The organism is Corynebacterium tuberculostearicum (genome assembly GCF_022347385.1).
Lineage (GTDB): Bacteria > Actinomycetota > Actinomycetes > Mycobacteriales > Mycobacteriaceae > Corynebacterium > Corynebacterium tuberculostearicum_M.
Genome location: NZ_JAKRDT010000017.1, coordinates 23,671 through 50,154 on the forward strand (window position 1 = coordinate 23,671; position 26,484 = coordinate 50,154).

Genomic DNA, 26,484 nt, shown 5'->3' on the forward strand with positions numbered 1-26,484 from the left:
ACCTTGAAGGAGATTTACTGACCATGCTTAATGCAGTAGGCCAAGCACAACACATCCTGCTTCTGGGCGGCACCTCCGAGATCGGCCTCGGCGTCGTCTCCGAGTTCCTGCAGCGCGGCCCGGCCAAGGTCACCCTGGCCGCCCGCCCGGAGTCCCCACGCATCGCCCAGGCCAAGGATGACCTGGAATCCCGTGGCGCTGACGTAGAGGTCCTGGACTTCGATGCCACCGACTTCGATTCCCACCCGGACGTTATTAATAAGGCCTGGGCCCGCGGCGACGTCGACGTGGCCATCGTTGCCTTCGGCACCCTGGGTGACCAGGAAGAGCTGTGGCAGAACCACGACAAGGCCGTTGCCTCCGCACAGACCAACTACACCGCACCGGTGTCCGTAGGCGTGCTCTTGGGCGAGAAGTTCAAGCACCAGGGCCACGGCACCATCATCGCTATGTCCTCCGTGGCAGGCATGCGCGTGCGCCGTTCCAACTTTGTCTACGGCGCCTCCAAGGCCGGCGTGGACGGCTTCTACATCAACCTGGGCGAGGCCCTACGCGGCACCGGCGCCAACGTGCTGGTTGTGCGCCCAGGCCAGGTGCGCACCAAGATGTCCGCCGAGACTGGCGACGCCCCACTGACCGTCAACGTCTCCGACGTTGCCGAGGCCACCGTCAAGGCCGTGCTCGATGGCAAGCAGTCCATCTTCGTACACCCGCTATTTGAGTACGTTTCTTTGGCATTCAAGTTCATCCCGCAGGCCATCTTCCGCAAGCTGCCGTTCTAAACGCCGCAGCTTTCCGCGCTGGCGCTAGCCGGCCGGCTCGCCTCCGCCCCGCCCCCGCTCTTTCGCCTCGCCGCACGCCCGCGGCGAGGGAGGTGACGGGGGCGGTGGTGTATCAGGGGGACGTCGGCAAGCAAGTGCTCACCTGCCCGCGCCAAATCTGGGCTGTGGGGCTTGGGTATGCGAAACTAATGGGCATGACAAGCACCGCTGTACCCGCCCAGTCAACGCCCGTGAGCGAGGATAACCGCACCGAGGCCTACCGCGCCGATGCGCTGACTCCTCGCGCGACCCTACTGGGTTTTGTGCTGGCCGCCCTGGCCGGTGGCGTGGTAACGCTGCTGGGCTGGTTTGCCTTCAAGACGGTCTCGCTGCCGTCCTTTAATACCTCCATGGTCACCCGCGCGCTGACCACGGTGGGGGTGGTGCTCACGCTGGCCCTGGCCGGCGGGCTGTGCGTGTGGTGGCTCTATGACCACTACAAGGAGTCCTTTACCCGGCCGCGCTGGCGGTCCTGGCTGACCTACGCGGTCACCTACCTCTCCCCGGCCCTATTGACCCTGGCCGCCGTGGGCCTGCCGTTGTCCGCCTCCCGCTTGTGGCTCGATGGCGTGCAGGTAGACCAGGCCTTCCGCACCCAGTTCCTCACCCGCTCCGTGGATGAGATGGGCTATGCGGACATGAACTACCAGGACATGCCGTCCTTCTATCCGATTGGCTGGTTCTGGCTGGGCGGCCGCTTGGGTGCGCTCATGGGAATTCCGGGCTGGGAGGTCTACCAGCCCTGGGCGCTCATCTCCATTGCCGTGGCCGGCTGTATTTTGGTGCCCATCTGGCAGCGCCTGACCAGTTCCCTGCCGGTCGCCACCGCCATCGCCCTGGTGACCACCGCAATTACGCTCACCATCGCGGCCGAGGAGCCCTATTCCGCGGTCATTGCCATGGGGCTGCCCGCCATTGCGGTACTGAGCGCCCGCGCCTTCCGCGGCTCCTGGCTGGCCACCCTGGGAATAACGCTCTACCTAGGCATTTCCGCTACGTTCTATACCCTTTTCACCGGTGCGGCCGCACTTACAGTAGTCAGCCTCATCGCGCTGTTTACCGCGCTCTATGAGCATACGTGGCGCCCCATCCTGCGCCTGGTAATCATGGCGGTAGGCTCCATTGCCATCGCGCTTATCGCCTGGGGGCCCTACCTATGGTCGGTCATGCACTCACCGGCGCCACTGCAAACCACCGCGCAGCACTACCTGCCGGAGGAAGGCACGCAAATTCCAGTGCCTTTCTTGTCTTTCAGCATTGTGGGCTTCCTCTGCCTCATGGGGCTTATTTACATCGTCATCCGCCTCAATGACGTGGAGGTACGCGCGCTGGGCATCTCCCTCCTTGGCGCCTATCTGTGGACCGTGGTGTCTATGGTGGCAACGCTGGCCGGCACCACGCTGCTCAGCTTCCGCCTCGAGGTGATCGTGGTGCTCCTCTTTGCCACCGCCGGCATCCTGGCCCTGGCAGAGATTCGTCTACTCGGCGTGCACCGCCTCTACCCGGCGCGTTTCTCCCACACCACCAATAAGCAGATCACCGCGGTCTTTGGCATCATCTTGGCCCTGGCCGGCGTCTTCTATGCGCAGCAGATCCCAGAGGCTAACGAGGACGCCATCGATCACGCCTATAGCGATACCGATGGCTATGGCGAGCGCGCGGACCGCTTCACCAGCGATTCCGCCCACTACTACCTGGATATCCACAACTTCATTCAGGACCAGGGCTATACGCCGGATGAGACGGTGGTGCTTACGGATGAAAAGACCTTCATGTCTTATTACCCCTACTGGGGCTTTAACGCCTTTACCAGCCACTACGCCAATCCCTTGGGCGAGTTCAGCACCCGCAACGAGCAGATTGAAACTTGGGCCAATGATTCCTGGGATATGCAGCCGGATGAGTTCCGCAAGGCCTTGGCTTCTGCTCCCTGGCGCGGCCCGGATGTCATCATGTTCCGCGGCGACCTGGAAAATAAGGACGATGGCTTCAAGCTCCACCTAGCAGAAGATATCTATCCCAACCAGCCGAATATTCGCTACCGCGCGGTCTTCTTCAATGCCGACGTTTTTGATAAGGGCTGGAAGTTGCAGCAAACCGGCCCCTTTGTAACAGCCGTTCGCACCAAGTAAGTTCACCCACACTTCCCGCCCGCGGCAGGGTGTGCCCGCGGGCCGAGGGGGTTATCTGACGTAAACTAATCGCCGTGTCAGATAGCCTCACTACGAATACCACCCAAGCGCGACCTGCCGCTGACGGCTCCCGCTTCACCGCCGCCCCTGCGGGCCTGCGGTGGACCGCAATCATTGCCGGGCTGATTGGTTTCCTGTGTTTTGTAGCGACCCCGCTACTGCCGGTGACCCAAACCCAGTCCTCTTATGATTGGCCGCAGCATGATTCCGTGCAGTCCATCAACGCGCCGCTCATTTCTGTCGCCCCAGAGGACCTGAAGGCCACCATCCCCATCTCCGCAGTCGATGAACTGCGCGAGGGCCAGTCGATGGTCTACGGCACCGTCCCGCCGGAGTCCAAGAAGGCCTCCAACCGCGGCCTTTTCGTCCGCGTGAATGACGAGGGCCTGTCCGTTGTGTCCTTGGATGAGGTGCTGCTTACCCTCAACGCCAAAGAGGTAGCCAAGCTCCCCAAGGACGCCAAGATTGAAATTTCCGCTACGGGCGATGGCACCTCCGTGAGCGTGGGCGAGCATGAAAAGACCACCGAGGAGGATCTGCGCCCGCAGGTCACCGGCGTCTATACCGAAATCGACGATAAGGCTGACGTGCAAGCCCTGCTTGACGACGGCCTCAATGTCCACGTCGATATCAACTCCCGCTTTACCTCGTCCCCGACGTTGCTCAAGACCATTGCCATGTGGCTGGGCATCGCCATGGTGGTCGTGTCCCTGTTCTGCCTGTGGCGCATCGACCGCCTCGATGGCCGCCGCTTCGGCTTCATGCCCGAGACGTGGAAGAAGGTACGCCCGCTCGATGGCGTGGTCGCCGCCATTTTGGGATTCTGGTACATCCTCGGCGCCAATACCTCCGATGATGGCTTCATCTTCTCCATGAGCCGCGTCTTCGATCACGCGACCTACATGGCCAATTACTACCGCTGGTACGGCGTGCCGGAGGCGCCCTTTGGCGCTCCTTACTATGACTTGGTTGCCGTACTCTCCCAGATTTCTACCGCCTCGGTCTTCGTGCGCCTGCCGGGCCTGATTTCCGGGCTCATTATCTGGTTTATCCTCTCCCGCGAGATGCTGCCGCGCTTTGGCCAGCTTGTCGACGGCCGCCGGGTCGCCCACTGGACCGCAGCGCTGATGTTCCTGGCCTTCTGGCTGCCGTATAACAACGGCACTCGCCCGGAGCCCATCGTGGCGCTCGGCGTGATGTTTACCTGGGCTTCCTTCGAGCGCGCCATTGCCACCCGCCGCCTGCTTCCCGCGGCCGTGGGCACCATCGCCGCAACCATCACTCTGGCCGCCGGCCCCACCGGCCTTTTTGCCGTGGGCGTCTTCCTGGTCAGCCTGCCGCACCTCTTCCGCGCCATGGCCGAGCGCGTGCCATCCATGGGCGGTGGCGCCCTGGGCTGGCTTTCGCTCATTGCGCCGTTCCTGAGCGCTGGCACCGCCATCATGGTCGCCGCCTTTGGTGACCAAACGCTCTCCACCGTGCTGGAATCCACCCGCGTGCGCTCCGAGGTCGGCCCCTCCCTGCCGTGGTACGCCGAGTACGCGCGCTACTCCACCCTCTTCCAGGAATCCGTGGATGGCTCGCTGACCCGCCGCTTCGCGGTCTTCACCATGCTCTTCTGCCTGGTGCTCATCGTGGCGGCCTTTATCAAGAACCGTCGCGTCGTTGGTGCTGCCGTCGGCCCGACCCAGCGCCTGCTCATCATCGTGGCGCTGTCCATGTTCTTCCTCATGTTCACCCCCACCAAGTGGACCCACCACTTTGGCATCTACGCCGGCGTGGCCGGTGTCATCGCCGCCCTCGGTGCTGTGGTGCTCTCCCAGTTTGCGCTGCGTTCGCCGCGCGCTCGCACCTTCGCCATCGCCGCGGTGGTCTTCTTGCTCGCCATCTCCTTCGCCGGCTGGAACGCGTGGTGGTACGTATCCTCCTTTGGCATTCCATGGTGGGATCGCACGGTGCAGCTCAAGGCCATCGAGGCTAATAAGGTGCTGCTCGCCATCGCCCTCATCATCTTCGCCATCGGCGTGGTGCAGTCCCTGCGCCATAGCTACCGCAAGTCCCAGGCGGAAGAGGCTGGCGCGCTCGCTGAGTTTGAAAAGAATGCCGCCGCCAAGGTCTCGCGTTCGGCCGGCATCATGTCCGCGCCCATCGCCGTGGCCTGCGCCATCGTGGTAGCGCTTTCTTGTGCTTCCTTTGCCAAGGCCACCGTCTCCCAGGCGGATTCCTACTCCGTGGGCAAGGGCAACCTGGCTTCCCTGCGCGGCAATACCTGCGCGCTAGCGGATCAGACCATGGTGGAGACCAATACCAATGATTCCTTCCTGACCCCGGTGGATGGCGACTTGGGCGATTCCCTGGTGGATGAGGACGAAACCCACACTGGTTTCGATCCGAACTTCATCCCCGAATCCATCGAGCCGGAAAACCAGAACTCCGCCTCCGTGGGTGCCATCGCCGATGGCTCCAGCGATTCCTCCTCCGATAGCGCCGAGACCGCTACCTCCGGCGCGGATGCTGAATCCGGCGGCGCGAGCGGTTCCGCCGATTCCCAGGAGTCGAAGGAAAAGAAGGAAAAGAAATCCAAGGAAACCACCAATACCTCTGAGGGCGGCGTGCGCGGCACCCAGGGCGTCAATGGTTCCACCATGCACCTGCCGTTCAACCTGGATTACACCAAGGTGCCGGTGCTCGGTTCCTATAACGAAGACCAAGACTCCACCTCTGAGGTGACCACTAAGTGGTACAACCTGCCAGAGGTCAAGGACAATACCCCGGTTCTCGCCGTATCTGCAGCCGGCAATATCTACCACCACGATGTCAACGGGGTAGAGCAGGAAGGCATGAAGCTTAGCCTCGAGTACGGCACCATCGATGACTCCGGCAAGGTCACCAACACCGGCGAGGAAGAACTCTCCGCCGTCGGCGCCACGCCCAAGTGGCGCAACCTGCGCCTGCCGCTGGATAAGCTGCCGCAGGATGCCAACGTGGTGCGCCTGGTAGCCACGGATGATTCCACCGATGAGGATGATTGGCTGGCCTTTACCCCGCCGCGCGTGCCGGAGCTGGATACCATCAATAACCAGTTCTCCAAGGACACCCCAGCACTGCTGGACTGGGCCGTAGCCCTGCAGTTCCCGTGCCAGCGCACCTTTGACCACTTTGCCGGTGTCACGGAAATCCCGGAGTACCGCATCCTGCCGGATTCCTCGGCACAGACCTCGCTGACGGACTTCCAGTCCTTCTCCGGCGGTGGCGCCATGTCCACCGCGGAGGCGGTCAACTACTCCTACGAAATCCCGAGCTACCTCAATAATGACTGGGCCCGCGATTGGGGCGCCATTGAAAAGTACGAGCTGCGTACCGATTCACAAGGCAATGCCCCAGTCCCCGCCGAGATCGATTATGAGGACATTACCCGCTCCGGTCTGTGGCAAGACTCCGAGATGAAGATTCGCCCCGAGGGCGAGGAGTAGTCTCACCTGTGGCAGCGCCTCGGCCCCGCTGCGGGGCGCGCAACCGCCGCACAATCCAATCGCCTAGGAAAAAGATCACAAGCGAGGCGCCAAAGAGCGGCGCGATGATCGAATAGGCCACCACCCCCGCCAGCACGGCGGGGGTAATTTTTAGCTCGGGCAGGCCGCGGCGCGGCTTTGTCCACCACATCCACAAGCCAGCGCCACTCACCACGAGCAGTCCCAAGGCCAGCGCCGCCAAGGCGACCTGGCTGTAGATACCAAAGAGCGTCCCCATGTGCAGCTGGATGAGCCACGAGGTTAGCTGTGCGGCAAGCGGCCAATCGGCGGAATTGATGCGGTCGATGACCTCACCGTTTGGGGTCACTGCCACGGCATCGCTGCGCAGCTTGAAGTCCGCACGAGCCTCGCGCACTCCCCACGCATCGCCTGGTTTTTCCGGAGGGGTCATTTCCAGGACTCCGGTCAACCCTTGGCTACGGGCTGTCGATAATGCGGTTTGGGCGCCAGCAAGTTCTGCAGGGCCGTTGTGCCCCGCATGCCCGACATGGCCCGAATGGCCGGCATGACCGGAATGCTCCCCCGCCCCGGCGCTAGTGTCCGCTTCTGCAACGGAGGTGGCCACGGACGGTTCCTTCCAATTGAGTTCCTCACGCACCTTGCCAATACCTGTGCCCGCCACCAGCGACCATGTCAGGCCAGTAACGGTCAAGAAGAGGAAGCCCGGCAGCAACCAGGCACCCACGCGGGCGTGCAGCGCCAGCACCTTGGAGGGCTGCTTCTTGTTCCTTTGCTTACGCTTGAGCCATAGGTACAGACCGAGGATGCTCAGCGCGCCGAGCCACGAGGCCGCAAGTTCGGCATAGAGGCGGCCCGGCTCGCCTAGCCACAAAGTGCGGTGACCATTAGAAGCCCACGTACGGAAGGGTAGCGCGCGGGATCCGCCATATTGTTGTAGTTCGCCGGTGATATGCAGATCCACCGGATCCACAAAGACGGCGTGGGTGTAACTGGCGTTGGGTGCGCTGGGGTCTGCGAATAGCACGCGGGTGGTCTCTTGCGGATCCTCGGAAGGCTCGACCTGAACCACGTGCCCATCTGGGTGCTCGCGCTGAGCTGCGGCAATCTGCTCGTCTAGGCTGCGCGGGTTGCCTGGCGCGGTGGCGGTTACCTCATCGTGGTAAATCCACGGTTCAAAGGTGGGTGCCAAGGCGTAGAGAAAGCCGCTTAACGCTGCGACTATGAGGAAGGGCGCGATGATCACGCCGGCGATTTTATGCAGGCGCGATAGCGCGCCATGAGTGGATATGGTCATGCGGAACTAGTCGCACTCCTATTGAAACTAGTTCCTTTTTAGCATGGAACCTCCAGGGAATTGTTATTTTTCTAGCTCGCCTGCCAGGAACGTGGCCGCATCTCGCACGCGCTGCCGGGCCACCGCCGGGGTAGATACGCGGTGGGTGGAAACATAATCGCGCGCAACGGCACCGGGCACGCAAACGCGCGCGGCAATCTCATCCTCGGTGGCGGTCTGCACGAAAGTGTGCGGACCAAGCTCAGATAGGTCCGCTGGGATGCCGTATCCGGCGCGCAGGTCCTCCGGCAGGTTTGCCAGGGCATCGAAATCGGGGAAGGTGAGCAGGAGGGCGTCGGCAGGCGTCAGCACCGCCAGCGCCCCGCCGGAGGAATAACCCCAGGTAGTAACGCTAGAAGCACCCTGCTCGCGGGCATAGTCAATGGCTTGCTGCACGGCAGTGACCATCTCTGCCACGGTGTGCTCGGGGGCGAGCGGATAATCCACGTCAATAATGGTGGTGCCAGATAGCTGCGCGGCGGCTGCTACCTCAGGGCGCCATTGCATCTCTAGTGCCTGGCCAGCACCGCGCCACCAGCCGCCCGAGTGGAGCGACACCGCCCAGCGGCCGGTGGACTTTGTGGGCCGGAAAATGGCGCCCACCTCGGACTCTTCTACGCTAATTCCTTCCGTGTACGCAGTACCTGGCAGCGCATGATCCACCGCAGTACCAAGCACCATCATTGCCGCATGGGTAATGCGATCCGGCAAGAGCGCGCAATATTGGTCCGCCTCAGGGGAGCCGCCCCCGGCCCACGGCGGGCGGAAATCCGGGGTGTCATAGTGGGCGTCGATATAGGCAACGAGCTGCTCGAGCTGTTCCTTTTCCTCCATCTGGCGGTCTTGGCCGCCGATGTGCCATTCCTGGCCGGGCTCCAGCGGGCGGTGCGGGTCCTGGTTAGCATCTGCGTTAGTCATGCCACCGAGCCTACGCGCACCGCCTACCGGCTAAAGGGGCTACCAGATGGTGACGCGGTCCTCTGGCGCAATGTACATCGCGGAATCCTCCGCTACGTCAAAGGCCTCGTAAAACTCCGCGATATTGGCAGCGATGAGGTTGCAGCGGAACTCCGCCGGCGAGTGCGGGTCAATGGCCAGGTACTGGGTGGCCATCTCCGGGCGGATGGCGGTGCGCCATACGCGGGCCCAGGATAGGAAGAAGCGCTGCAGGCCGTTGTAGGTGTGCTCAGCCAACTCCGGCTCGGCGCCGTCTACCTCGAACTTCTCCTCCTTGCCCTGCAGGTCAATGCCCTTATCGGCGCAGTAATTCTTAAAAGCCACCACGGCGATGCCCAGGCCGCCGAGGTCACCGATATTCTCACCCAGGGTAAAGCTGCCATTCACCCCGGTAGATTCGATGCCGGTCTCCTTGAGCACCGTCGGTACCTGGCCATTGAACTGCTCCACCAGCTTGGCGGTGAGCTTGTCAAAGGCCGCGCGGTCCTCCTCGGACCACCAGGAGTTCAGGTTGCCCTGGCCATCAAACTGCGAGCCCTGGTCATCAAAGCCATGTCCGATCTCGTGGCCGATGACGGCACCGATGGCGCCGAAGTTTTCTGCGGCATCGGCATCCGGGTTATAAAACGGCGGGCGCAGGATGGCGGCTGGGAAGGTGATGTCATTGACCACCGGGTTATAAAAGGCGTTGACCGTCTGCGGGGTGGTCACCCATTCATCGCGGTCGGCCGGCTTGCCAATCTTGGCCAGCTCAAAGTCATGGGAGAAGGCGGAGCCGGCGCGGGCATTGGCCAGCAGGTCCGCGCCCTTGCCAGAGACCTCGAGGCCGGAGTAATCGCGCCAGGAATCCGGGAAGCCAATCTTGGCCTTGAACTGGGATAGCTTTTCCAGCGCGCGCTCGCGGGTGGCGAGCGTCATCCATTCCAGCTGGGAGATGCGCTCACGGTAGGCGGCGATGAGGTAGTCCACCAGCTCATCCATCTCGCGCTTGGAAGAGGCCGGGAAGTGCTTATCCACGAATACCTGGCCAATCTCTTCACCCACGAGGGACTCGGCCAAGCCCACGGCGCGCTTCCAGCGGTCGCGCTGCTGAGTAGCGCCGGAGAGCTTGGTGCCATAGAACTCGAAGTTCTTCGCGCCTACTTCCTCCGGCAACATGGCCGCGCGGGAGCGCAGGATGTGCCAGGTGGCCCACAGCTGCCAATCGGCCATGCGCGCGGTGGTAAAGAGGCTCTCGAAGTGTTCGAGGTAGGACGGCATCATATTGACCACGCGGTGCTCTGGCAGGTTGCCGCCGGAGAGCAAAGCGCGGGTCATGGTGGGCAGCTCGCTAAATTCGCAGGGGTTATAGGTCTTGACCGCATCGCGGGTGGAGACCACGTCCCAATGGCCAGCGGCCAGCTCCTTTTCCAAGGCGACGATACGGTGGGCGGCTACCTCGGCGCCCAGGCCAAAGAGGCGGGCTGGGTCGAGGAATTCCAGCATCTCGGCCACGTGCTTTTCATAAGCGCTCAGCGTTTCCGCGTGGGCTTCCTCGCGGTAATAAGCCTCATCCGGCAGGCCCAGGCCGGATTGAATGACATAAGCAATGGCGTCCTCGGAACCAGAGTCCTTGGATACCCAGAAGGTCACCGGGGAGCCAACACCGGTGCGCTCAAGCTCACCCAGGCGCTGTGCCAGTTCCTCTGGGTCGGCCGCGCTCAGGCGGTCCAGATCCGCATCCAATGGAGCCATGCCGGCCGCGTTGACTCCCTCGGTATCCATAAAGGAGGCATAGAGCTTGCCCGGGCGGCCGGTGTCCTTGTCCACGATCTCGTGCACGAGTTCCTCCGCCTCATCGCGCAGCGCGTGGAAGGTGCCATCCACGCCGCGATCATCGGGAATGACGTGGCTTTCCAGCCAGGGTCCATTGACTAGTTGATAAAGATCTTTCATGCTTGCCACTCTAGGTCAAAGCAGCAAGATAAGGTGTGGGCTATGGAATTTTATCGCTTTCCTCCAGCGCATCCGCGGCGCTTTTTCCTCGCCGTCATTGCGTTCGTGGCGGTGGTTCTCGCTTTGCCCACAATTGTGCAGGCGGCGCTGGCGGATCCCTCCGCGGACGTCGAGCAGGTCACCCTGACCGAGCCCAGCCAGGATTGGGAGATTGACGTTGCTGATCTCTACTGCGAGCGCGATTATGAATCCCTCGCCAGCATCGGCTGGACCTGCGGTGATGTCAGCGTACAGGCCACCCTCACCGAGGATGCCAAGGACGATGCCACTACCTTGCGTCGCATGGTCCGCGCCCTCGCCATGGCTTCCCTGCCGGCCGACGCCCCTATCTTCGACGGCACGAATGGAGCACTCCTGCTTGCCGACGCCCCCTCCTCCACCGCCGCCCTCTCCCTCGACGGCACCGGCAAGGATGAAAACAAGGATTGGGTGGTCACCGTGACCGGCAAGGGCGATCAGGCCCGGGCCACCGCCTCGCGCATCTGGCATGCCTTCGGCCAAGAGGATCTGCCCGCCGATGCTAATGCAGAATTCGCTGACTTCTCCGGGGAGTTGATGTATTAGATGTCCAAGCTCTTTCGCACCACGCTGTGGATCCTCTCCGGTGTTGGCCTCATCGCGTTCTTGGTCCAGACGCTGAGCACATTCTTAATCTCTCCCCTGATGGGCCTGCTCAGCCTGCTCATCGCCGCCGTGCTCGTAGCGCTGGTCATTTACCTGCTGCAACGCAGCCCCATGTGGGCACGCCCGGCGCGCCTGTGGGCCCTACTGGCTTTCCTTTGGGGCGGCGGGGTGGCCGTTTCCTTGGCGCTTATTAGCGCTGGGCCGGTCATGCAGCTCGCCATCGGCACCGGCTGGGTCGATGCCATGATGTCCTGGAGCGGCGCCTACCCAGAAGAAATCTCCAAGGCTACCGGCGTCATCTTCGTACTCATGTCCTTCCGCCAGCTCAACCGCCCCTGGCATGGCTGGATAGTGGGCGCAGTGGTGGGCCTAGGCTTCGAGGCCTGCGAAAACATCCTCTACGGCGCCATGGGCGCCACCATGCACCCCGATAGCGATGTCCAGGGACTGTTTGAGATGTGGGGCCTGCGCCTTGTCGCCGGCCCGGGCCTGCACGTCTTGCTCACCGCGCTGGCTGGTTGGGGCATCGGCTGGGCGCTCTACGCCGCCGCCAAGCCGCTGTGGTGGCGCATCGGCGTCTTTCTCGGCTGCCTAGCCGCCGCTTTCCTCCTGCACTTTTGCTGGAACTACCTGCACGATTCCGAGGTGGCCGCCATCATCCAGGCCGTCACGGTAGCGCTTATCCTCTACCCGCTGAGCATATGGCTGGTGCTGCGCGGTAATAAGCTCGCCAGATGCGATGAGAGCTATAGCCACAGCACTGCCGACGACGCCCTCGTCTTCGTGCACTAAAGCCACCGACCACTCTGTAAAGCAAGCACGTTTCGCCCTTTTCACACCCCGTGAGAGACGAAACGTGCTTGTTTTGTCAGTGCTACGCCCCGGCTTCTACGAGCAGCACTCCCCCGACAATGAGCACCACGCCCAAAGATTTTAACCAAGTAAACGGCTCCTTGAACAGGAGATAGGAGGCAATGGCGGTAAGCGCAACACCGGTGGCCGCCCAGATGCCGTAGGCCACGCCAAGATCCATGCCGGCTTTGAGCACGAGCGCCAAGAATCCATAGGCAGAGACATAACACAGGGCGACGAGCACCACCCAGAAGCGGCGGCCAGTTACCGCGGACATGCGCAGGCACAGCGTGCCGGTGACCTCAATGGCGGTGGCGAGGAAAAGCAGGAACCAGATCATTGCGGTGCCACCTCCACCGTGCGGTTTTCATCCTCGTGTGGTTTCGCGCCCATTTCCACGCAGAATACGCCGGCCATAATGAGCGCGATGCCAGCGAGTTTTACTGCTCCGAGCGGCTCACCAAAGAGCGCGGCGGACAGCAGCGCGGTGGAAATTACTCCACCAGATGCCCAGAGTCCATAGGCCACGCCCACGTTGACGCCTTCCTGCATCACGCGGTGCAGCAGCACGAAGGCGAGGATGAAGCAGAGGGCGGCCACGCCGTAGATCCAGAAATGTTCTACGGCGTACTTCAGCGCGACGGTGCCCACGACTTCGGCGGCAATCGCAAGAAAGAGAATGACCCAGGCCCTCACTCCATCAACTCCTGTAATTCGCGGGCGTCGATTCCGTGCTCGTGCATTGTAACGCGGCCGCCAGCGTGCGCGATGGCCTCGCGATCCCAGAACTCCGCGGCGCGGGCGGGATCGTGGGAGGCGCCATCGGCGCGGACCACGCGCCACCAGGCGGTATCGGCACCACCGCCGTGGCGCTTTAACACGGTGCCGACGTTACGCGCACCGCAGCCGGCCACCTTGGCCACCTCACCATAAGAGGTGACGTTGCCGGGCGGGATTACGGCAACGACCGCCAATACGCGCTTGACCAGTGGCGACTGACTCATCGCAATTACTGCGGGTCGAGCCCCAGCACGTCATCCGATTCGGTCGGCTCCTCTTCGGGGGCGTCTTCAACCTCGGTGAGGGTGATGGTGGCACCGGTGGAATCGGCCAAAAGGCACATGCGGCCGAAGGGCGAATCCCATGGTTCGCGGATGACCTCGCCGCCTAGTTCCACTGCCTTCTTCGCAGCGGCGTCGATATCGCGCACGCCCAAATAGGTCTGCCAGAAACTCGGAACCTGCGGCGGGAACTGCCCCTCGGCGTTCCACAGTCCAGCAAACGGCGCACCGTCTTCTTCCGCGGTGGCGTATATGAAGTTCTCATCTTCGGACTGCATGGCGCGGATTTCCCAGTTGAATAGCTCGCCATAAAAATCCATCGCGCTCTGGAAGCCCGAGGTAGCGGTGAGCTCGTGCCAAACCGGGGTGCCGGGCTCGCCGGCGGCCACGAAGTGTTCTCGGCCGGCAGGTTGGATGAGGCCGAACATGCCCCCGGCGGCGTCGACAAGCAGGGCCATGTGCCCCAGCTGCACCTGCTGCGGCTCCACGAGGATGCGCCCGCCCAGGTTCTGCGCGCGCTGGCAATCGCCCGCGATGTCCTTGGACAGGAAGTAGGTCACCCACGTATCCGGCATGGGGGCCTCCTCCGGCTGCGGGATCAGCCCAGCGATGGGCAGGCCCTGCAGGCGCGCCATTTGATAGGGATTATCCTCGCCGGACTCGGCGGAGATTTCCCAGCCCAGCACCTGCTCATAGAAGTGCGCGGACTTGCGCGGGTCCGAGGTGGTCAGGTCGATCCAGTAGGGCATGCCCACTTCAGCTTCGAATGCTGGCATCTACATATTCCTCCACTTTTCCGGATCAAAGTCGTCGTCGGCCGTGGCTTCATCAAAGTAATCATCGTCATCGTCCGGCTCGCCCACGCGCGCGCAGGCGTCCTCGATGCACACCTCATCGCCTGGGTGGAGCATGGCGCCCCGGCGCGTCTCGGGCTCGCCATTGACCGTAACTACGCCTTCTGCGATGAGCTCTTTAGCCTCGCCGCCGGTAGCCACCAAGCTGGCCAGCTTGATGAACTGGCCCAATTTGATGGAGTCGCCGTTGATAGGAATGTCTAGCATGCCGCCCAGCTTACCCAGCCCGCGCGCGGCTATAGCTACGGGTGGGTGATATGGAAGAAATCCAGGACCGTATCGGTAGTCCACTCCGCCCTCACCAGCCCGGAGTGGTCCGTGGCCCCGCCATTCCACGTGTGCGCGCCACCGTGGATGGTGTATTGCTCGGTGCGCGCATCACATACCCGCCAGGTAAAGTGCTCCACCGCTTCTTTCCGACGCCTCTTTGGAAACGGGTTACACCCATTCTCCCTGGCAATCCCGCGCAGCGATTTTTTGACCGAGTGGTAGTGCGCACCGTGCTGGCGCCCACCGCCATATTTCATCAGCACGTCTTCGGTGCCGTGGATATCTAGGTAATCGGTGGGCTCGCTGGCGCAGTCTTTTTCCACGCGGTCATATTTTGCCGCCGAAACCGTGGCCACCGCATCGAATAGGCCCGGCCGCTTGCAGGTCACCGCGCGGGCGAATCCGCCGCCATTGGAAAAGCCCACGCCATAGGTGGTGTCCGTGGCGGGATAATGGCGCCGGACGAAATCAATCGTGTCATCCACGTACTTGAGGTCATCGTCCAAGCTGGTTACCGCATAGGGTGCCGGCGCCCACGCCTTGCCCGCACCTTGGACAAAGACGGTAATGGCATCGCCCTGGGATAAGTCGGTGCCTTTGAACATGTTGCCGGCGTCCATCTCATAGCCGTGCATCGCCACGACCACGGGCAAGCGGTGGTGCTTATCCGCATTAAACGGCACGTGGACTACAAAACTGCGATGATTTTGTAGGTTAATGATCTGGTACTGGCCATTGGCCGTTGTGCCCTGGTCCGGCAGCGTGGTGATATAGCCATCGGCCACGCCTTGCGATTCATTCGGCACGCTGCCCGGCTGCGGCGGTTCTTCCTCGCACCCCGCCATGAGTCCGGCGGCCGCGCATAACCCAGCGCACAGGGCCAGTGTTTTCTTGCCGATTTTAATCACGGGCGCGCAGCTTCACCGCCGTGCCGGTGGCCGTGACCATCAGCATGTCATTCGACGTTCCCATGGGCGAATAATCGAAGGCAATGCCCACCACACCATCGGCCCCGAGCTCCTGACCGCGACCCCACAATTCATCGAGTGCCGCCTCACGCGCCTTGATGGCCTCGCTCTCGTACCCGGCGGAGCGCCCACCGGTGATATTGCGGATGGATGCCCCGAAATCCTTCAGCATATTAATACCGATGACCGTTTCCCCGGCGATAATGCGGATATAGTCCGTAATCTCATAACCATCAACGGTATTAGTAGTGGTAAAAATCATGGCCCCAGATTACATGGCTATAAGTCCACGCACGCCCTCAAAAAGGATGATGACACCCAGCAGCAGGAAGACCACGCCGCTGACAATATCCACCCAGGCGGAATTCTTAGCCATCCACTTCGAAACCGCGCGGGTACTCAAAGCCACGCCGACAAAAAGCACGAGGCTTTCCAGAATCAATACGGCACCCACCATGAGATTGGCGCCGATGCCCATACCGGGATCAATGAAATTGGCAAAGATGGCGCCAAAGAAGATGACCACCTTGGGGTTCGAAAGATCGCAGATGAATCCCATGCGATAGGCAGTGCCCGCCTTGATGATGCCGTCCGGTGTAAACCCGCGCGGCTGCGGGGCGCGGGTTTCGGTGCCCACGACGGTTGCGGGCGCGCGCCGCTCCTTGATGCCACCGGTAATGGCGGTATAGGCCATCCACAGCAGGTAACAGCCACCGAGAACCTGCAGCGCCACCAGAATGCCAGGGTGCGCGGAAATCAGCGCGGACAGCCCCGCCAAGGAGGCCACGGTCCAAATGGTAAGGCCGGTGGTACTACCAAGCGCCGCCCATACGGCTGCGCGCGTAGAGCGCGCACCTAAGCGAATGATTTGCACTACGTCTGGGCCCGGCGAGGCCATCGCCGCGAACCATACGCCCATCAGGGTCACTAGGGCGCTAATAGCCACCTAACACCTCCATACTCGCATGCCATTGGATCAACGCATGCCACTATAAGGACGCTCTCACCTGCAGCGAAACAGGTAAGTTCTGTGATGTAGGTAGCTCCTATATCAACTCTTTTATAGAAATCCACTACCTGTACTAACCGAAGAGCTCGATAGCGCCCTCCACGGCCATAACCAGTCCCAGTACCGCAAAGATAAGACCCGAAACGATATCGATGGCCGCGGAATGATGCGCAATCCAGCACGATGCCGCGCGCACAATGAGAGCAAAGGTGGAAAACCACGTCACCGACATCGTCACAAGGATGACCGCCACCGCAACGGTCCAAGTCGGCGACATATCGGGACGAATAAACTGCGCGAAAATCGCGGTGAAGAATCTGCATCTAGTCGGTTACGACAACTGGAACGGCGAGAGCTCGGCAACGCTGATGAGGGTGGGGTCCTTTGTCAAACACACTGCCCAGGTAGTCGCGGGCTGTGTCGATGAGACTCGGCAGCACTCCGAATGGATGTCCGCGGTATCAAGGCCGCTGAACTATTCAAGTTGCGGGACAAAAAGAGTCTCGCAGTGACGCTTGGTCCCTGAGCAAGTTCGATCCTTCCACGATCTGCGCTGGAGACGCGGAGCGCTCGGGGGCCCTTGACCTGCTGGGGCACGTGCCGGGTGGTGGCTCGCCCACAGCCCCCGTGCCCACCCACACCGAGAAGGGACAGGTCACCGAGTACGATCCCGATTCCACGGAGACGGACCGTGAACTCGAATGACGTGCCTGGCCCAAGGTGTGTCCGCTCGGCGTGTGGTTTAACCCTTATGAGACTTGCCGGTCGCAGCCTCAGCGCTTCGCTTGCGCAGCCCGCAGGCCGTTCAAGATCACGATCACTTCGGCGACCTCGTGAACCAACACGACGGCAGCCAGGCCCAGCACACCGCTGATCGCCAGTGGCATCAACACGATGATGATGGCCAGAGACAGCACGATGTTCTGGTTGATGATCCTGCTTCCTCGGCGGGCGTGCTGCAGCGCCTTCGGAATTAGCCGGAGGTCGTGGCCGGTGAAAGCGACGTCAGCAGACTCGATCGCGGCGTCAGAGCCGGTCGCTCCCATCGCTATGCCCACCGTCGCACCCGCCAGTGCCGGCGCGTCATTGATGCCGTCGCCGATCATCGCCGTCGGCGTCTTGGAGGAGAAATCGGCGACGATGCTTGCCTTGTCCTCAGGGCGCAGCTCGGCGCGCACGTCGTCGATTCCGGCGATTCCAGCCAGCGCCCGGGCGGTGCGAGTGTTGTCGCCGGTGAGCATGCTTACTTCCACGTCGTTGGCGTGCAGGGCCTGCACGGCTTCGGGCACCTCGGGCCGCAACTCGTCACGGACCCCGATCGCCCCGGCGAGAGCGTCATCGACGGTGACCAGGACGCAGGTCTGGCCCTCGGACTCCATGCGCTCAACGTCCGCTTTCAGTGGCCCGGCGTCGATCCATCGGGGGCTGCCCACCAGCACCCGTCGGCCTTCGACGGTGCCGCCAATGCCATGCCCAGCTTCCTCGCTGATGTCCGAGGCGGTGGGCGCTTCGGGCCCCGCTGCCGCGATCGCTGCGGCGAGGGGGTGTGTCGATTGCTGCTCAACTGCCGCCGCGAAGGAAAGCACCTGCGTCTGATCGAATCCGTCTGCCGGGACCACTCCGGTAACCTCAGGCTGGTTGCGGGTAAGGGTTCCGGTTTTGTCCACTGCCAGGTGACGGATGCCGCCGAGTCGCTCGAACGCCGCGCCGGACTTGATGACCACTCCGAACTGGCTGGCCGCCCCGATCGCGGCCACGACCGTCAGCGGCACGGAGATTGCCAGCGCGCACGGCGACGCTGCGACCAGGACTACCAGCGCACGGGTGATCCACGTCTCAGGGTCGCCCAGCAGCGAGCCGATAACGCCGACCAGCACCGCCAGGATCATCACCCCGGGCACTAGGGGTTGGGCAATCCGGTCGGCGATCCGGGCGCGATCGCCCTTTTCCGCCTGCGCTTGCTCGACTAGGTCCACGAGTGTGGTCAGCGAGTTGTCCGTTCCAGCTGCGGTCGTCTCGACCTCCAGCACCCCGGCGGAGTTGATCGCTCCCGCAGGCACTTCGTCGCCGGGCGCAACCTCCTCCGGAATGGATTCTCCGGTGATCGCTGAGGTGTCAAGGCTGGAGCGCCCGGACCGAATGATGCCGTCCGTGGCGATCCGCTCCCCGGGGCGCACGAGCATTAGCTCGCCAACCTCGAGGTCCTTCGCTACGACCTCGGCTGCTGTGCCGTCGCGCAGCACCGTCGCGGTCTGCGGTACCAGCTTCAACAGTGCCCGCAGTCCGCCTTGGGCCCGATCCATCGCCTTGTCTTCCAGTGCCTCGGCGATCGAGTACAGGAACGCTAGCGCCGCGGCCTCTCCGACGAATCCGAGGAGCACCGCGCCGACCGCGCTGATCGTCATTAGCAAGCCAATGCCGAGCTTGCGCTTGGTGACAAGGTTCCGGATCGCTCCAGGCGCGAACGTGTAAGCGCCCAACAGCAGGCCAACCCAATACAGTACCGTCGCGGGCGTCTCCAAGTCGGACCAGCCCAGCGCCAGTCCTGTTATGAGGGCTACACCGGAGAAGATCGGCAGCAGTAGCTCAGGGTCCTTCCACCATGGCCGATCGAGCTCGTCAATCTCCGTGACGGGTTCGTGTTCGCATCCACATGCTGAACTCATGCGTCCGTTCCTTTCTCGCCGCAGTCGGGCACCGAGCACTCAGTGTCGATACAGGGGGCATTCTCGTCGACGGCCAGCGTCGCGTGGACCAGCGCTTCGAGCGCTGCCGCGAGGTGGGGATCGGCGATTTCGTAGCGGGTCTTGCGGCCCTCCGGCTCAGCTACGACAATGCCACAATCGCGCAGGCAGGATAGGTGATTCGAGACGTTCGAGCGGGTCAAATCCAAGCTTTGCGCGAGCACGGCCGGGTAGCTCGGACCGTCTAGTAGGGTTAGCAGGATTCGGGAGCGCGTCGGATCAGCCATGGCCCGGCCGAGCCGGTTCATGACGTCGAGACGCGAAGCAATAGTCAGCATGCGCTGAATTATACAGTATGCGATGAACTATTTAAAATGGGCTGAACTAACAGTCACGCGAAAGTCCTGCGACCTGCAAGAATTAGTCGATGGGATAGCCGATGACTGGTCCTTCACGGTTCGGCTGCCAACTCAACGCGGGGGCGACATGGGCGGCGAAATTCTCCAGAATCTTCACGTGGATGTCCACACCCACCCCTGTGGGGATGGGGATGAACAGGGTGTCGGCGGACATGACGGCGGCGTAGGTGCGGCCAGCGACACTGACACCAGGTTCTCCATCAAGGGCTAGACACTGACGGACATTGCGTACGGGTCGAACCACACGTAGCAAGGCTTTCTAATAGCCAAATGACTAACTCTTTTCGCTGGTGTCCGGGAGTGATACGTCCTTGAAATCGGCGGTGTTGGCTATTCCGCGTACAAAGTACTGGCACTGCTGCTTGGAAACCACTTTGGTCTACGAAGCCATAGCCTTCAAGCTACATCGCAGGAAAATTCCATTTCACTGTCGGTATGGGCCTTTTGCAGTTGGTTAATTCGAAATTCGTTCACTGTCTCCTTAGCCACCCGCACGATTAACGCGGTGTTTGGTCATCCTCGCGCGAGGCGAGCAGCTCCTTCAGGTGCGTATCGATGTCATCGAGCTTCTTAATAACGTTGACGGCGAAAACGATACTAATGACTAAAGCGATAATGCTGAGCATCAATGTCCCCCTTTCTCTGGCAGTTCACTCCATCGGATCTGATTCCTTGCCCGACGATTAAACCATGGTTCTGGCCCAGCGGATGGGAAGGCACGGTGGGGACAAAGGGGGACGTCGGCAAGCAAAAGCGCCGCGCCCCACAATGGGAAACGCGGCGCTAGAGCAATCCGGCGGGAGGGTGCTTAGTGGTCAGCGCCCTGGATGGAGTGCTTGTGATCGCGGATTGCTTCGCCCTCAGCGTAGAGCGGCATATCCTGCTTGGCCTTGTACCACTCGGCGTGGTTTGGCTCGAGCGGGGTGCGGCCAGCGATGAGGTCGGCAGCCTTCTCGCCCACCATCATGGTTGGGGAGTAGATATTGCCGTTGGTCACGGACGGGAAGACGGAGGCATCCGCAATGTAGAGGCCTTCCACGCCCCACACGCCCATGGTGTCCGGGTTAACCACGGCCATCGGATCGGACTCCGCGCCCATCTTGGCGGTGCAGGATGGGTGCAGCGCGGTCTCGCCATCGTTGCGGACCCACTCCAGGATCTCCTCGTCGGTCTGGACATCCGGGCCCGGGCTGAACTCGCGGGCGCCTACCTCTTCCATAGCCTTGGTATCCAGCAGGGAGCGGGCAACGCGTACGGCCTCAACCCACTCGCGGCGGTCCTGGTCGGTCTTCAGGTAGTTGAAGAGGATGGACGGCTTATCGTGGATATCGGCGCTCTTGATGTGAACGTGGCCCTTGGTATCGGAGAACATCGGGCCAACGTGCCACTGGAAGCCGTGCTTGACGTCCGCCTTCTGGCCGTCATAACGCACAGCCATCGGCAGGAAGTGGAACATGAGGTTCGGGTAATCCTCGTTCTCATTGGAGCGCACGAAGCCACCACCTTCAAAGTGGGAGGTAGCAACCGGGCCCTTGTGGGTCAGCAGCCACTGCAGACCCATGAACGGCCAGCGCCACTTATCCAGGTAAGGCTGGGAGGACGCGGTGGACTTGGTGGTCTCATACTGGATGTAGACCTCGAGGTGATCCTGCAGGTTCTCGCCCACACCTGGCAGGTGCTTGACGACGTCGATGCCGTGCTTCTCCAGAATCTCACGGTCACCAATGCCGGAGATCTCCAGCAGCTGCGGGGTGTTAATGGCACCGGCGGACAGCACGATCTTCTCGGCATAGACGCGGTGAACGCCGCCCTGCCACTCGTACTCGACGCCGACGGCCTTCTGGCCCTCGAAGAGGATCTTGGTGGTGAAAGCGCGGGTACGGATCTCGAGGTTCTCGCGATCCATATTGGGGTAGAGGTAGGCACGGGCAGCGGACCAACGCTTGCCGTTCTTAATATTGCGATCGAACGGAGCGAAGCCCTCCTGGCGGTAACCGTTGACGTCATTGGTCAGGTTGTAGCCGGCCTCCTGCACGGACTTGAACAGGGCCTGGAAAAGCTCGGAAGTAGCCGGGCCGCGGGAGAGGTACAGCGGGCCATCGTGGCCACGGCGCGGATCGTTCGGCTCGGCCGCAGCGGCGGTCTCCATACGGTTGAAGTACGGCAGGCAGTGGGCGAAGTCCCAATTCTCCATGCCCGGGTTCTGGCCCCACTTCTCGTAGTCCATCGGGTTACCGCGCTGGTAGATCATGCCGTTGATGGAGGAAGATCCGCCGAGGACCTTGCCGCGGGCATGGTAGACGCGGCGGCCGTTCATCTCCGGCTCTGGATCGGACTCGTACATCCAGTCGTAGTTCTTTGCGCCAATCGGGAAAGAGAAGCCGGATGGCATGTGGATGAACAGATCCCACAGGGAATCTGGGCGGCCGGCCTCGAGGACCAGCACGCGGGTGTTCTTGTCTTCGGTCAGGCGTGCGGCGATGACGGAGCCTGCGGAGCCGCCGCCAACGACGACTACGTCGCTTACTTCATCGGTGACCTTTTTAGCGGAACGCTTCTTGGTCAGCTTGTCCATAAAACCCATAAATCCCCTTCTTTCTGTGAAATATTTCACACGTCAAGATTGCCCCACCGGAAGTGAAAATATTGTAATTTATACAAAAGTCTGTATTTATTCACATCGCCTTATGTGCGGGCACTACCTCCAGAGTACACATCCCTCTAGAAGTTTGCCCATCTTAATGTATATTTACCTTGTCCGGATGGATGTCTCTGGAGATGAAATCCGAAGTCTTTGCGCATAGTCCTCCCGAATATGATTCATTTCACTCACCTATCTCTCCCTGCGATCTTGTGAGCATTTTGGGGCGCCCGCGCGAAAGATTCGGCCCAAACCAACCAACAATAGGAGAAGTAGATGGCTAACTTTGACCCTCACGATCCTGAGGAGTCTCACACTTCAAACAAAGACCCCCAACAAGGGGGTAAAAACACCTCTCTCGCAAGCCCCTCTGGAGAGCCCAAGAAGCGCAACCCGCGCTACCAAGTCCGTGCCCTCGTCGGCAGCTACAAGGCTGAAACCGGCGATGCCGTAGGCGCGAATCAGGTACCTGCTCCCAAGACAAACTGGCCGGTATTTATCATCTCTGGCGTCCTTATTATTGCCATGGCGCTCTATGCCGGGCTCGGCCGCGATTCCGCAGCAGAAACCCTCGCCAGCGTGACCGGCTGGATCGGCCACAACCTCGGCTGGTTCTATGTCCTCACCGCCACCATCGCCGTGGTCTTCGTGCTCTATATTGCCTTTTCCAATGCCGGCAATATCCGCCTAGGCCCGGACCACTCGCGGCCCAAATTCAATACTTTCTCCTGGGTGTCCATGCTCTTTGCCGCCGGCATTGGCGTGGATCTTATGTTTTTCGCCGTCGCCGAGCCGGTCACCATGTACATGGCGCCGCCCGTGGGCGAGGGCGAGACTATGGAGGCCGCCAAGGAAGCCGTGGTCTACGCCATGTTCCACTATGGCCTGACCGGCTGGGCCCTCTACGCCCTGATGGGTATGGCCTTCGGCTACTTTGCCTACCGCCTGAATATGCCGCTGGCTATTCGCTCCGCGCTCTACCCGCTCATCGGCAAGCGCGTGCACGGCCCTATCGGCTCCGCAGTAGACGTCGCGGCCATGCTGGGCACCGTCTTCGGTGTCACCGCGTCCCTGGGCATCGGCGTGGTGCAGCTGTCCTACGGCATTCACCTCATCTTCGGCTTTGAGCAGGGCTTCGGTCTGCAGGCCGCGCTCATCATCATCGCCATTACTATTGCGACCCTCTCGGCTGTATCCGGCGTGGATAAGGGCATTCGCTTCCTCTCCGAGCTCAACGTCTACCTAGCCATCGCGTTGATGATTTACGTCGTCGTCTTTGGCAAGACCGCCTACCTCTTCGATGCCATCGTGACCAATATCGGCGACTATGTCTCGAAATTCCCGTCTTGGACCATGGAGACCTTCGCCTTCGCCGAAGACCAAGCCAACGTAGATACCTGGATGCAGTCCTGGACCCTCTTCTTCTGGGCATGGTGGATCGCCTGGGCGACCTTCGTCGGCCTCTTCCTGGCCCGCATCTCCCGCGGCCGCACCCTGCGCCAGTTCATCTTCGGCACCCTGACCTTCCCGTTCCTGTTCATCCTGATGTGGATGTCCTTCTTCGGTAACACCGCCTTGGACATGGTCCGCTCCGGTGACTACCCCGAGTTCGCCGAGAACGCGATTAACGTGCCAGAGCAAGGCTTCTACGACATGCTGCATGAGTTCCCCGGATCTAGCATCGTCATCTTCTTGACCACCTTCATCGGCCTGCTGCTCTACATCACCTCGGCCGACTCCGGCGCGCTGGTGATGTCCGACTTCACCTCCCGCATTACCGATAACCGCCAGGATGGCGCGCGCTGGCTGCGCATCTTCTGGTCCGTCACCGTGGGCGCGCTGACCCTGGCACTGCTGCAGATCGACGGCATTGCCACCGTGCAGTCCGCGACCGTCGTGATGGGCCTGCCCTTCGCGTTCGTGGTCTACCTCATCATGTTCTCCCTGTGGAAGTCCCTGCGCCTAGAAAACGTCCAGCGCGAGGCCCGCACCACCGCTATGCACGGCATGATTTCCAGCCGTACCGAGCGCGAACCGGCCAATGCCGACCTCTGGAAGAGCCGCCTCGACCGTGCCAATACCTTCCCCTCCAAGCAGGAGATGGATACCTACCTGCGCGAGACCGCTACCTACGCCCTCCAGCAGGTGGCAACGCACATGCGTACCCGCGGCTACGATGCCCTCTTGCTCACCAGTGAGCTTCCCGACGTCGAGCTTCCCCAGCTCGACCTCGAAGTAAAACTCCACAATGAGCGCATGTTCCGTTATCAGCTCTTCCCGGTTGCGGCCGAGCGCCCCGACTTCAGCAGGGCGAAGGAGACGAATACTACCGCCTCGAGGTCTATGACATGACTGGCTCCTTGGGCTATGACGTCTACGGTTACTCCGAGAACCAAATCATCAATAACGTGCTGGACCTTTATGAGCGCCACCTGGCATTCCTGCACATGCAGCAGACCCAGCCGGGCGAGTCCGATGTCTCCGATGGCGCCGAGCCCGAGCGCACCTGGCGCGAAGATAGCTAAGCTGGCCAGTACAACTACCTCTATGAGAGAAAGGTTGCTTTTCACTTGAGCACCCAGAACACTCTGTTCGACCCCACCCAGACCGATTTGCTGAAGGGCGTGCATGCCGACGGCGCCCCGAAGTCCCTGTTCATCAACGGTAAGTGGGAAGCCGCCCAGAGCGGCGAGACCCGCACCATCATCTGCCCGGCCGATGGCTCCACCGTGGGCCTGGTGTCCGAGGCATCCGATGAGGACACCGAGCGCGCCATCAAGGTTGCACGTGAAACCTTTGACAACGGCGAGTGGGCTAATACCCCGTCCGCCGAGCGCGGCAAGCTCGTCATCCGCGTCGCCGATTTCATCCGTGAGCACAAGGAACTTTTCGCACAGGCTGAGTCCGCCGATACCGGCAAGCGCTACGAGGAATCCCTGGGCGATATGGATGACATCGCCAACGCCTTCGAATTCTTCGGCACCCTGGCCCAGCACCAGGCCGGCCGCGTAGTAGACCCGCAGGATCCCAACCTGCGCTCCCGCATCGACGCCGAACCCGTTGGCGTCTGCGGCCTGATTACCCCGTGGAACTACCCACTGCTGCAGGTCTCCTGGAAGGTCGGTCCGGCCCTGGCAGCCGGCAATACCTTCGTCCTCAAGCAGGCAGAGCTCACTCCGCACACCGCGATGCTGCTCATGGCCGCCCTCAAGGAGTGCGGCCTGCCGGACGGCGTGGGCAACCTGATTACCGGTGCTGGCGCTAACTGCGGCAACCCGCTCTCCCAGCACCCGGACGTGGACATGGTCTCCTTCACCGGTGGCCTGGTCACCGGCAAGATCATCGCCAAGAATGCGGCTGAGACCGTCAAGCGCACCGCGCTCGAGCTCGGTGGCAAGAACCCGAACGTCATCTTCGCAGATGCCGATTTCGACGTCGCCGTGGACAACGCCCTCAATGGCGCCTTCTTCCACTCCGGCCAGGTCTGCTCCGCAGGCTCCCGCATCGTCGTGGAAGAGTCCCTGCACGATAAGTTCGTCGATGCCCTGGTAGAGCGCGCCAATAAGATCAAGATCGGCGGCCCGACCGATGAGAAGGCCGAGACCGGCCCGCTCATCTCCGCCGAGCACCGCGAGAAGGTCGCCGCCTACGTGGACAAGGCCCGCGAGCAGGGCGCCAAGATCCTCACCGGTGGCCGCGCTGCCACCAGCGAGGACACCAATGGCCAGCACGGCACCGGCACCACCGACTTGGGCGCTGGCGTCTACTACCTGCCGACCATCATCGATGGCGCTACCCGCGAGATGGATTGCGTCCACGACGAGGCCTTCGGCCCGACCGTGACTATCGAGACCTTCACCACCGAGGAAGAAGCCATCGAGATCGCCAACGACACCGAGTACGGCCTGGCTGGCGCCGTCTACACTTCCGACGCCGGCCGCGCCGAGCGCGTTGCCCGCGCCCTGCGCCACGGCACCATCTGGATCAACGACTTCCACCCGTACCTGCCGCAGGCAGAGTGGGGCGGCTACAAGCAGTCCGGCAACGGCCGCGAGCTTGGCCCCACCGGCTTGGCCGAGTACCAGGAGCACAAGCACGTGTACCAGAACCTCTCCCCTGCCGCGTGGGATCAGTTCGGCCTGCAGTAACTAAGCCGGCCACATAGCATTCAGCCCCCGCGCTCTTCGTGTGAACTGGCCCCCGAAAGTTGGACTGGTTTAATTCTAGGCGGTTAGGGCTTCAAGGGTCTGATTTCGATATTGCATCGGGGTCAGGCCCTTGAGTCGTTGTTGGATGCGTTCGGTGTTGTA

At 61.8% G+C, this 26,484-nt stretch carries 24 protein-coding genes and 1 pseudogene; 7 read left to right on the forward strand and 18 right to left on the reverse strand.

From position 1 onward, the window contains the following. Positions 1-23 precede the first annotated feature (23 nt). From dprE2 to MHK00_RS09485, 3 genes are all read left to right on the forward strand, one after another. On the forward strand, positions 24-782 hold the full coding sequence (gene dprE2 / locus MHK00_RS09475) for a decaprenylphospho-beta-D-erythro-pentofuranosid-2-ulose 2-reductase (protein ID WP_250411514.1): 759 nt from the start codon (positions 24-26) through the stop codon (positions 780-782). A 194-nt stretch (positions 783-976) separates the two neighbouring features. Beyond that, positions 977-2,953, forward strand: coding sequence for a galactan 5-O-arabinofuranosyltransferase (locus MHK00_RS09480; RefSeq protein WP_250411516.1), 1,977 nt, complete (start codon positions 977-979; stop codon positions 2,951-2,953). A gap of 74 nt (positions 2,954-3,027) precedes the next feature. Then, positions 3,028-6,486 (forward strand): arabinosyltransferase domain-containing protein, encoded by a 3,459-nt coding sequence (locus MHK00_RS09485; protein WP_250411518.1) that lies wholly within the window; start codon positions 3,028-3,030, stop codon positions 6,484-6,486. Here the strand turns inward: MHK00_RS09485 and MHK00_RS09490 are convergent. From MHK00_RS09490 to MHK00_RS09500, 3 genes are all read right to left on the reverse strand, one after another. Further along, the gene (locus MHK00_RS09490) at positions 6,425-7,801 is read right to left on the reverse strand and encodes a PepSY-associated TM helix domain-containing protein (RefSeq protein ID WP_250411520.1); all 1,377 of its coding nucleotides are present in this window, start codon (positions 7,799-7,801) and stop codon (positions 6,425-6,427) included. The two genes, MHK00_RS09485 and MHK00_RS09490, sit on opposite strands and share 62 nt — an antisense overlap. A gap of 63 nt (positions 7,802-7,864) precedes the next feature. Then, entirely contained in the window at positions 7,865-8,758 is an 894-nt protein-coding gene (locus MHK00_RS09495; protein ID WP_250411522.1) for an alpha/beta hydrolase, read from the reverse strand. Positions 8,759-8,797: 39 nt separating this feature from the next. Continuing rightward, the gene (locus tag MHK00_RS09500; protein WP_250411523.1) at positions 8,798-10,732 is read right to left on the reverse strand and encodes a M13 family metallopeptidase; all 1,935 of its coding nucleotides are present in this window, start codon (positions 10,730-10,732) and stop codon (positions 8,798-8,800) included. Positions 10,733-10,774: 42 nt separating this feature from the next. Here MHK00_RS09500 and MHK00_RS09505 point away from each other — a divergent pair, with 42 nt between their 5' ends. Both MHK00_RS09505 and MHK00_RS09510 read left to right on the forward strand, forming a co-directional pair. Beyond that, a complete protein-coding gene (locus tag MHK00_RS09505; protein WP_250411525.1) occupies positions 10,775-11,356 on the forward strand; it encodes a hypothetical protein in 582 nt (193 codons plus the stop codon). Beyond that, a complete protein-coding gene (locus tag MHK00_RS09510) occupies positions 11,357-12,208 on the forward strand; it encodes a PrsW family intramembrane metalloprotease (protein ID WP_005329764.1) in 852 nt (283 codons plus the stop codon). Between the two features lie 82 nt (positions 12,209-12,290). Here the strand turns inward: MHK00_RS09510 and MHK00_RS09515 are convergent, their stop codons facing one another. The 14 genes from MHK00_RS09515 to betA form a co-directional block, all read right to left on the reverse strand. After that, on the reverse strand, positions 12,291-12,608 hold the full coding sequence (locus MHK00_RS09515) for a DMT family transporter (protein WP_239206325.1): 318 nt from the start codon (positions 12,606-12,608) through the stop codon (positions 12,291-12,293). Beyond that, a complete protein-coding gene (locus MHK00_RS09520; RefSeq protein WP_250411526.1) occupies positions 12,605-12,964 on the reverse strand; it encodes a DMT family transporter in 360 nt (119 codons plus the stop codon). Before MHK00_RS09520 ends, MHK00_RS09515 begins: the two co-directional genes overlap by 4 nt. Next, positions 12,961-13,272 (reverse strand): MGMT family protein, encoded by a 312-nt coding sequence (locus MHK00_RS09525; RefSeq protein ID WP_250411528.1) that lies wholly within the window; start codon positions 13,270-13,272, stop codon positions 12,961-12,963. Before MHK00_RS09525 ends, MHK00_RS09520 begins: the two co-directional genes overlap by 4 nt. A 5-nt stretch (positions 13,273-13,277) precedes the next feature. Continuing rightward, complete coding sequence (locus MHK00_RS09530; protein ID WP_250411530.1) at positions 13,278-14,105, reverse strand: VOC family protein; 828 nt, start codon at positions 14,103-14,105, stop codon at positions 13,278-13,280. After that, positions 14,106-14,390 carry an RNA-binding S4 domain-containing protein gene (locus tag MHK00_RS09535; protein WP_005323225.1) on the reverse strand — a complete coding sequence of 95 codons (285 nt, stop codon included), beginning with the start codon at positions 14,388-14,390 and terminating at the stop codon, positions 14,106-14,108. It lies immediately after the preceding gene. A gap of 35 nt (positions 14,391-14,425) precedes the next feature. Further along, a complete protein-coding gene (locus tag MHK00_RS09540) occupies positions 14,426-15,361 on the reverse strand; it encodes a CE1 family esterase (protein WP_250409639.1) in 936 nt (311 codons plus the stop codon). Beyond that, a complete protein-coding gene (locus MHK00_RS09545; protein ID WP_250411532.1) occupies positions 15,354-15,683 on the reverse strand; it encodes a YbjQ family protein in 330 nt (109 codons plus the stop codon). Before MHK00_RS09545 ends, MHK00_RS09540 begins: the two co-directional genes overlap by 8 nt. A 9-nt stretch (positions 15,684-15,692) precedes the next feature. Further along, a complete protein-coding gene (locus MHK00_RS09550; protein WP_005323229.1) occupies positions 15,693-16,367 on the reverse strand; it encodes a LysE family translocator in 675 nt (224 codons plus the stop codon). A 136-nt stretch (positions 16,368-16,503) separates the two neighbouring features. Next, positions 16,504-16,707 (reverse strand): hypothetical protein, encoded by a 204-nt coding sequence (locus tag MHK00_RS09555; protein WP_250411534.1) that lies wholly within the window; start codon positions 16,705-16,707, stop codon positions 16,504-16,506. Positions 16,708-17,203: 496 nt separating this feature from the next. Next, complete coding sequence (locus MHK00_RS09560; protein ID WP_250411536.1) at positions 17,204-19,096, reverse strand: heavy metal translocating P-type ATPase; 1,893 nt, start codon at positions 19,094-19,096, stop codon at positions 17,204-17,206. Continuing rightward, complete coding sequence (cmtR, locus tag MHK00_RS09565) at positions 19,093-19,452, reverse strand: Cd(II)/Pb(II)-sensing metalloregulatory transcriptional regulator CmtR (RefSeq protein ID WP_150851294.1); 360 nt, start codon at positions 19,450-19,452, stop codon at positions 19,093-19,095. The genes MHK00_RS09560 and cmtR overlap by 4 nt, the downstream gene beginning before the upstream one ends. A gap of 82 nt (positions 19,453-19,534) precedes the next feature. Continuing rightward, complete coding sequence (locus MHK00_RS09570; protein WP_371744450.1) at positions 19,535-19,777, reverse strand: hypothetical protein; 243 nt, start codon at positions 19,775-19,777, stop codon at positions 19,535-19,537. Between the two features lie 253 nt (positions 19,778-20,030). Then, positions 20,031-20,159, reverse strand: coding sequence for a chemotaxis protein (locus tag MHK00_RS09575; protein ID WP_250411538.1), 129 nt, complete (start codon positions 20,157-20,159; stop codon positions 20,031-20,033). A gap of 182 nt (positions 20,160-20,341) precedes the next feature. Beyond that, entirely contained in the window at positions 20,342-22,117 is a 1,776-nt protein-coding gene (gene betA / locus MHK00_RS09580; protein ID WP_250411541.1) for a choline dehydrogenase, read from the reverse strand. 333 nt (positions 22,118-22,450) lie between these two features. On the opposite strand from betA, the pseudogene betT reads away from it, so the two are divergent. Continuing rightward, positions 22,451-24,699: pseudogene (betT, locus tag MHK00_RS09585) on the forward strand (choline BCCT transporter BetT). A 45-nt stretch (positions 24,700-24,744) separates the two neighbouring features. Continuing rightward, positions 24,745-26,322 (forward strand): aldehyde dehydrogenase family protein, encoded by a 1,578-nt coding sequence (locus MHK00_RS09590; RefSeq protein ID WP_250411543.1) that lies wholly within the window; start codon positions 24,745-24,747, stop codon positions 26,320-26,322. Positions 26,323-26,397: 75 nt separating this feature from the next. On the opposite strand, the gene MHK00_RS09595 is transcribed toward MHK00_RS09590, so the two are convergent. Next, positions 26,398-26,484 (reverse strand): IS3 family transposase (locus MHK00_RS09595; protein WP_239230518.1); only part of this gene is annotated, 87 nt, incomplete at its 5' end.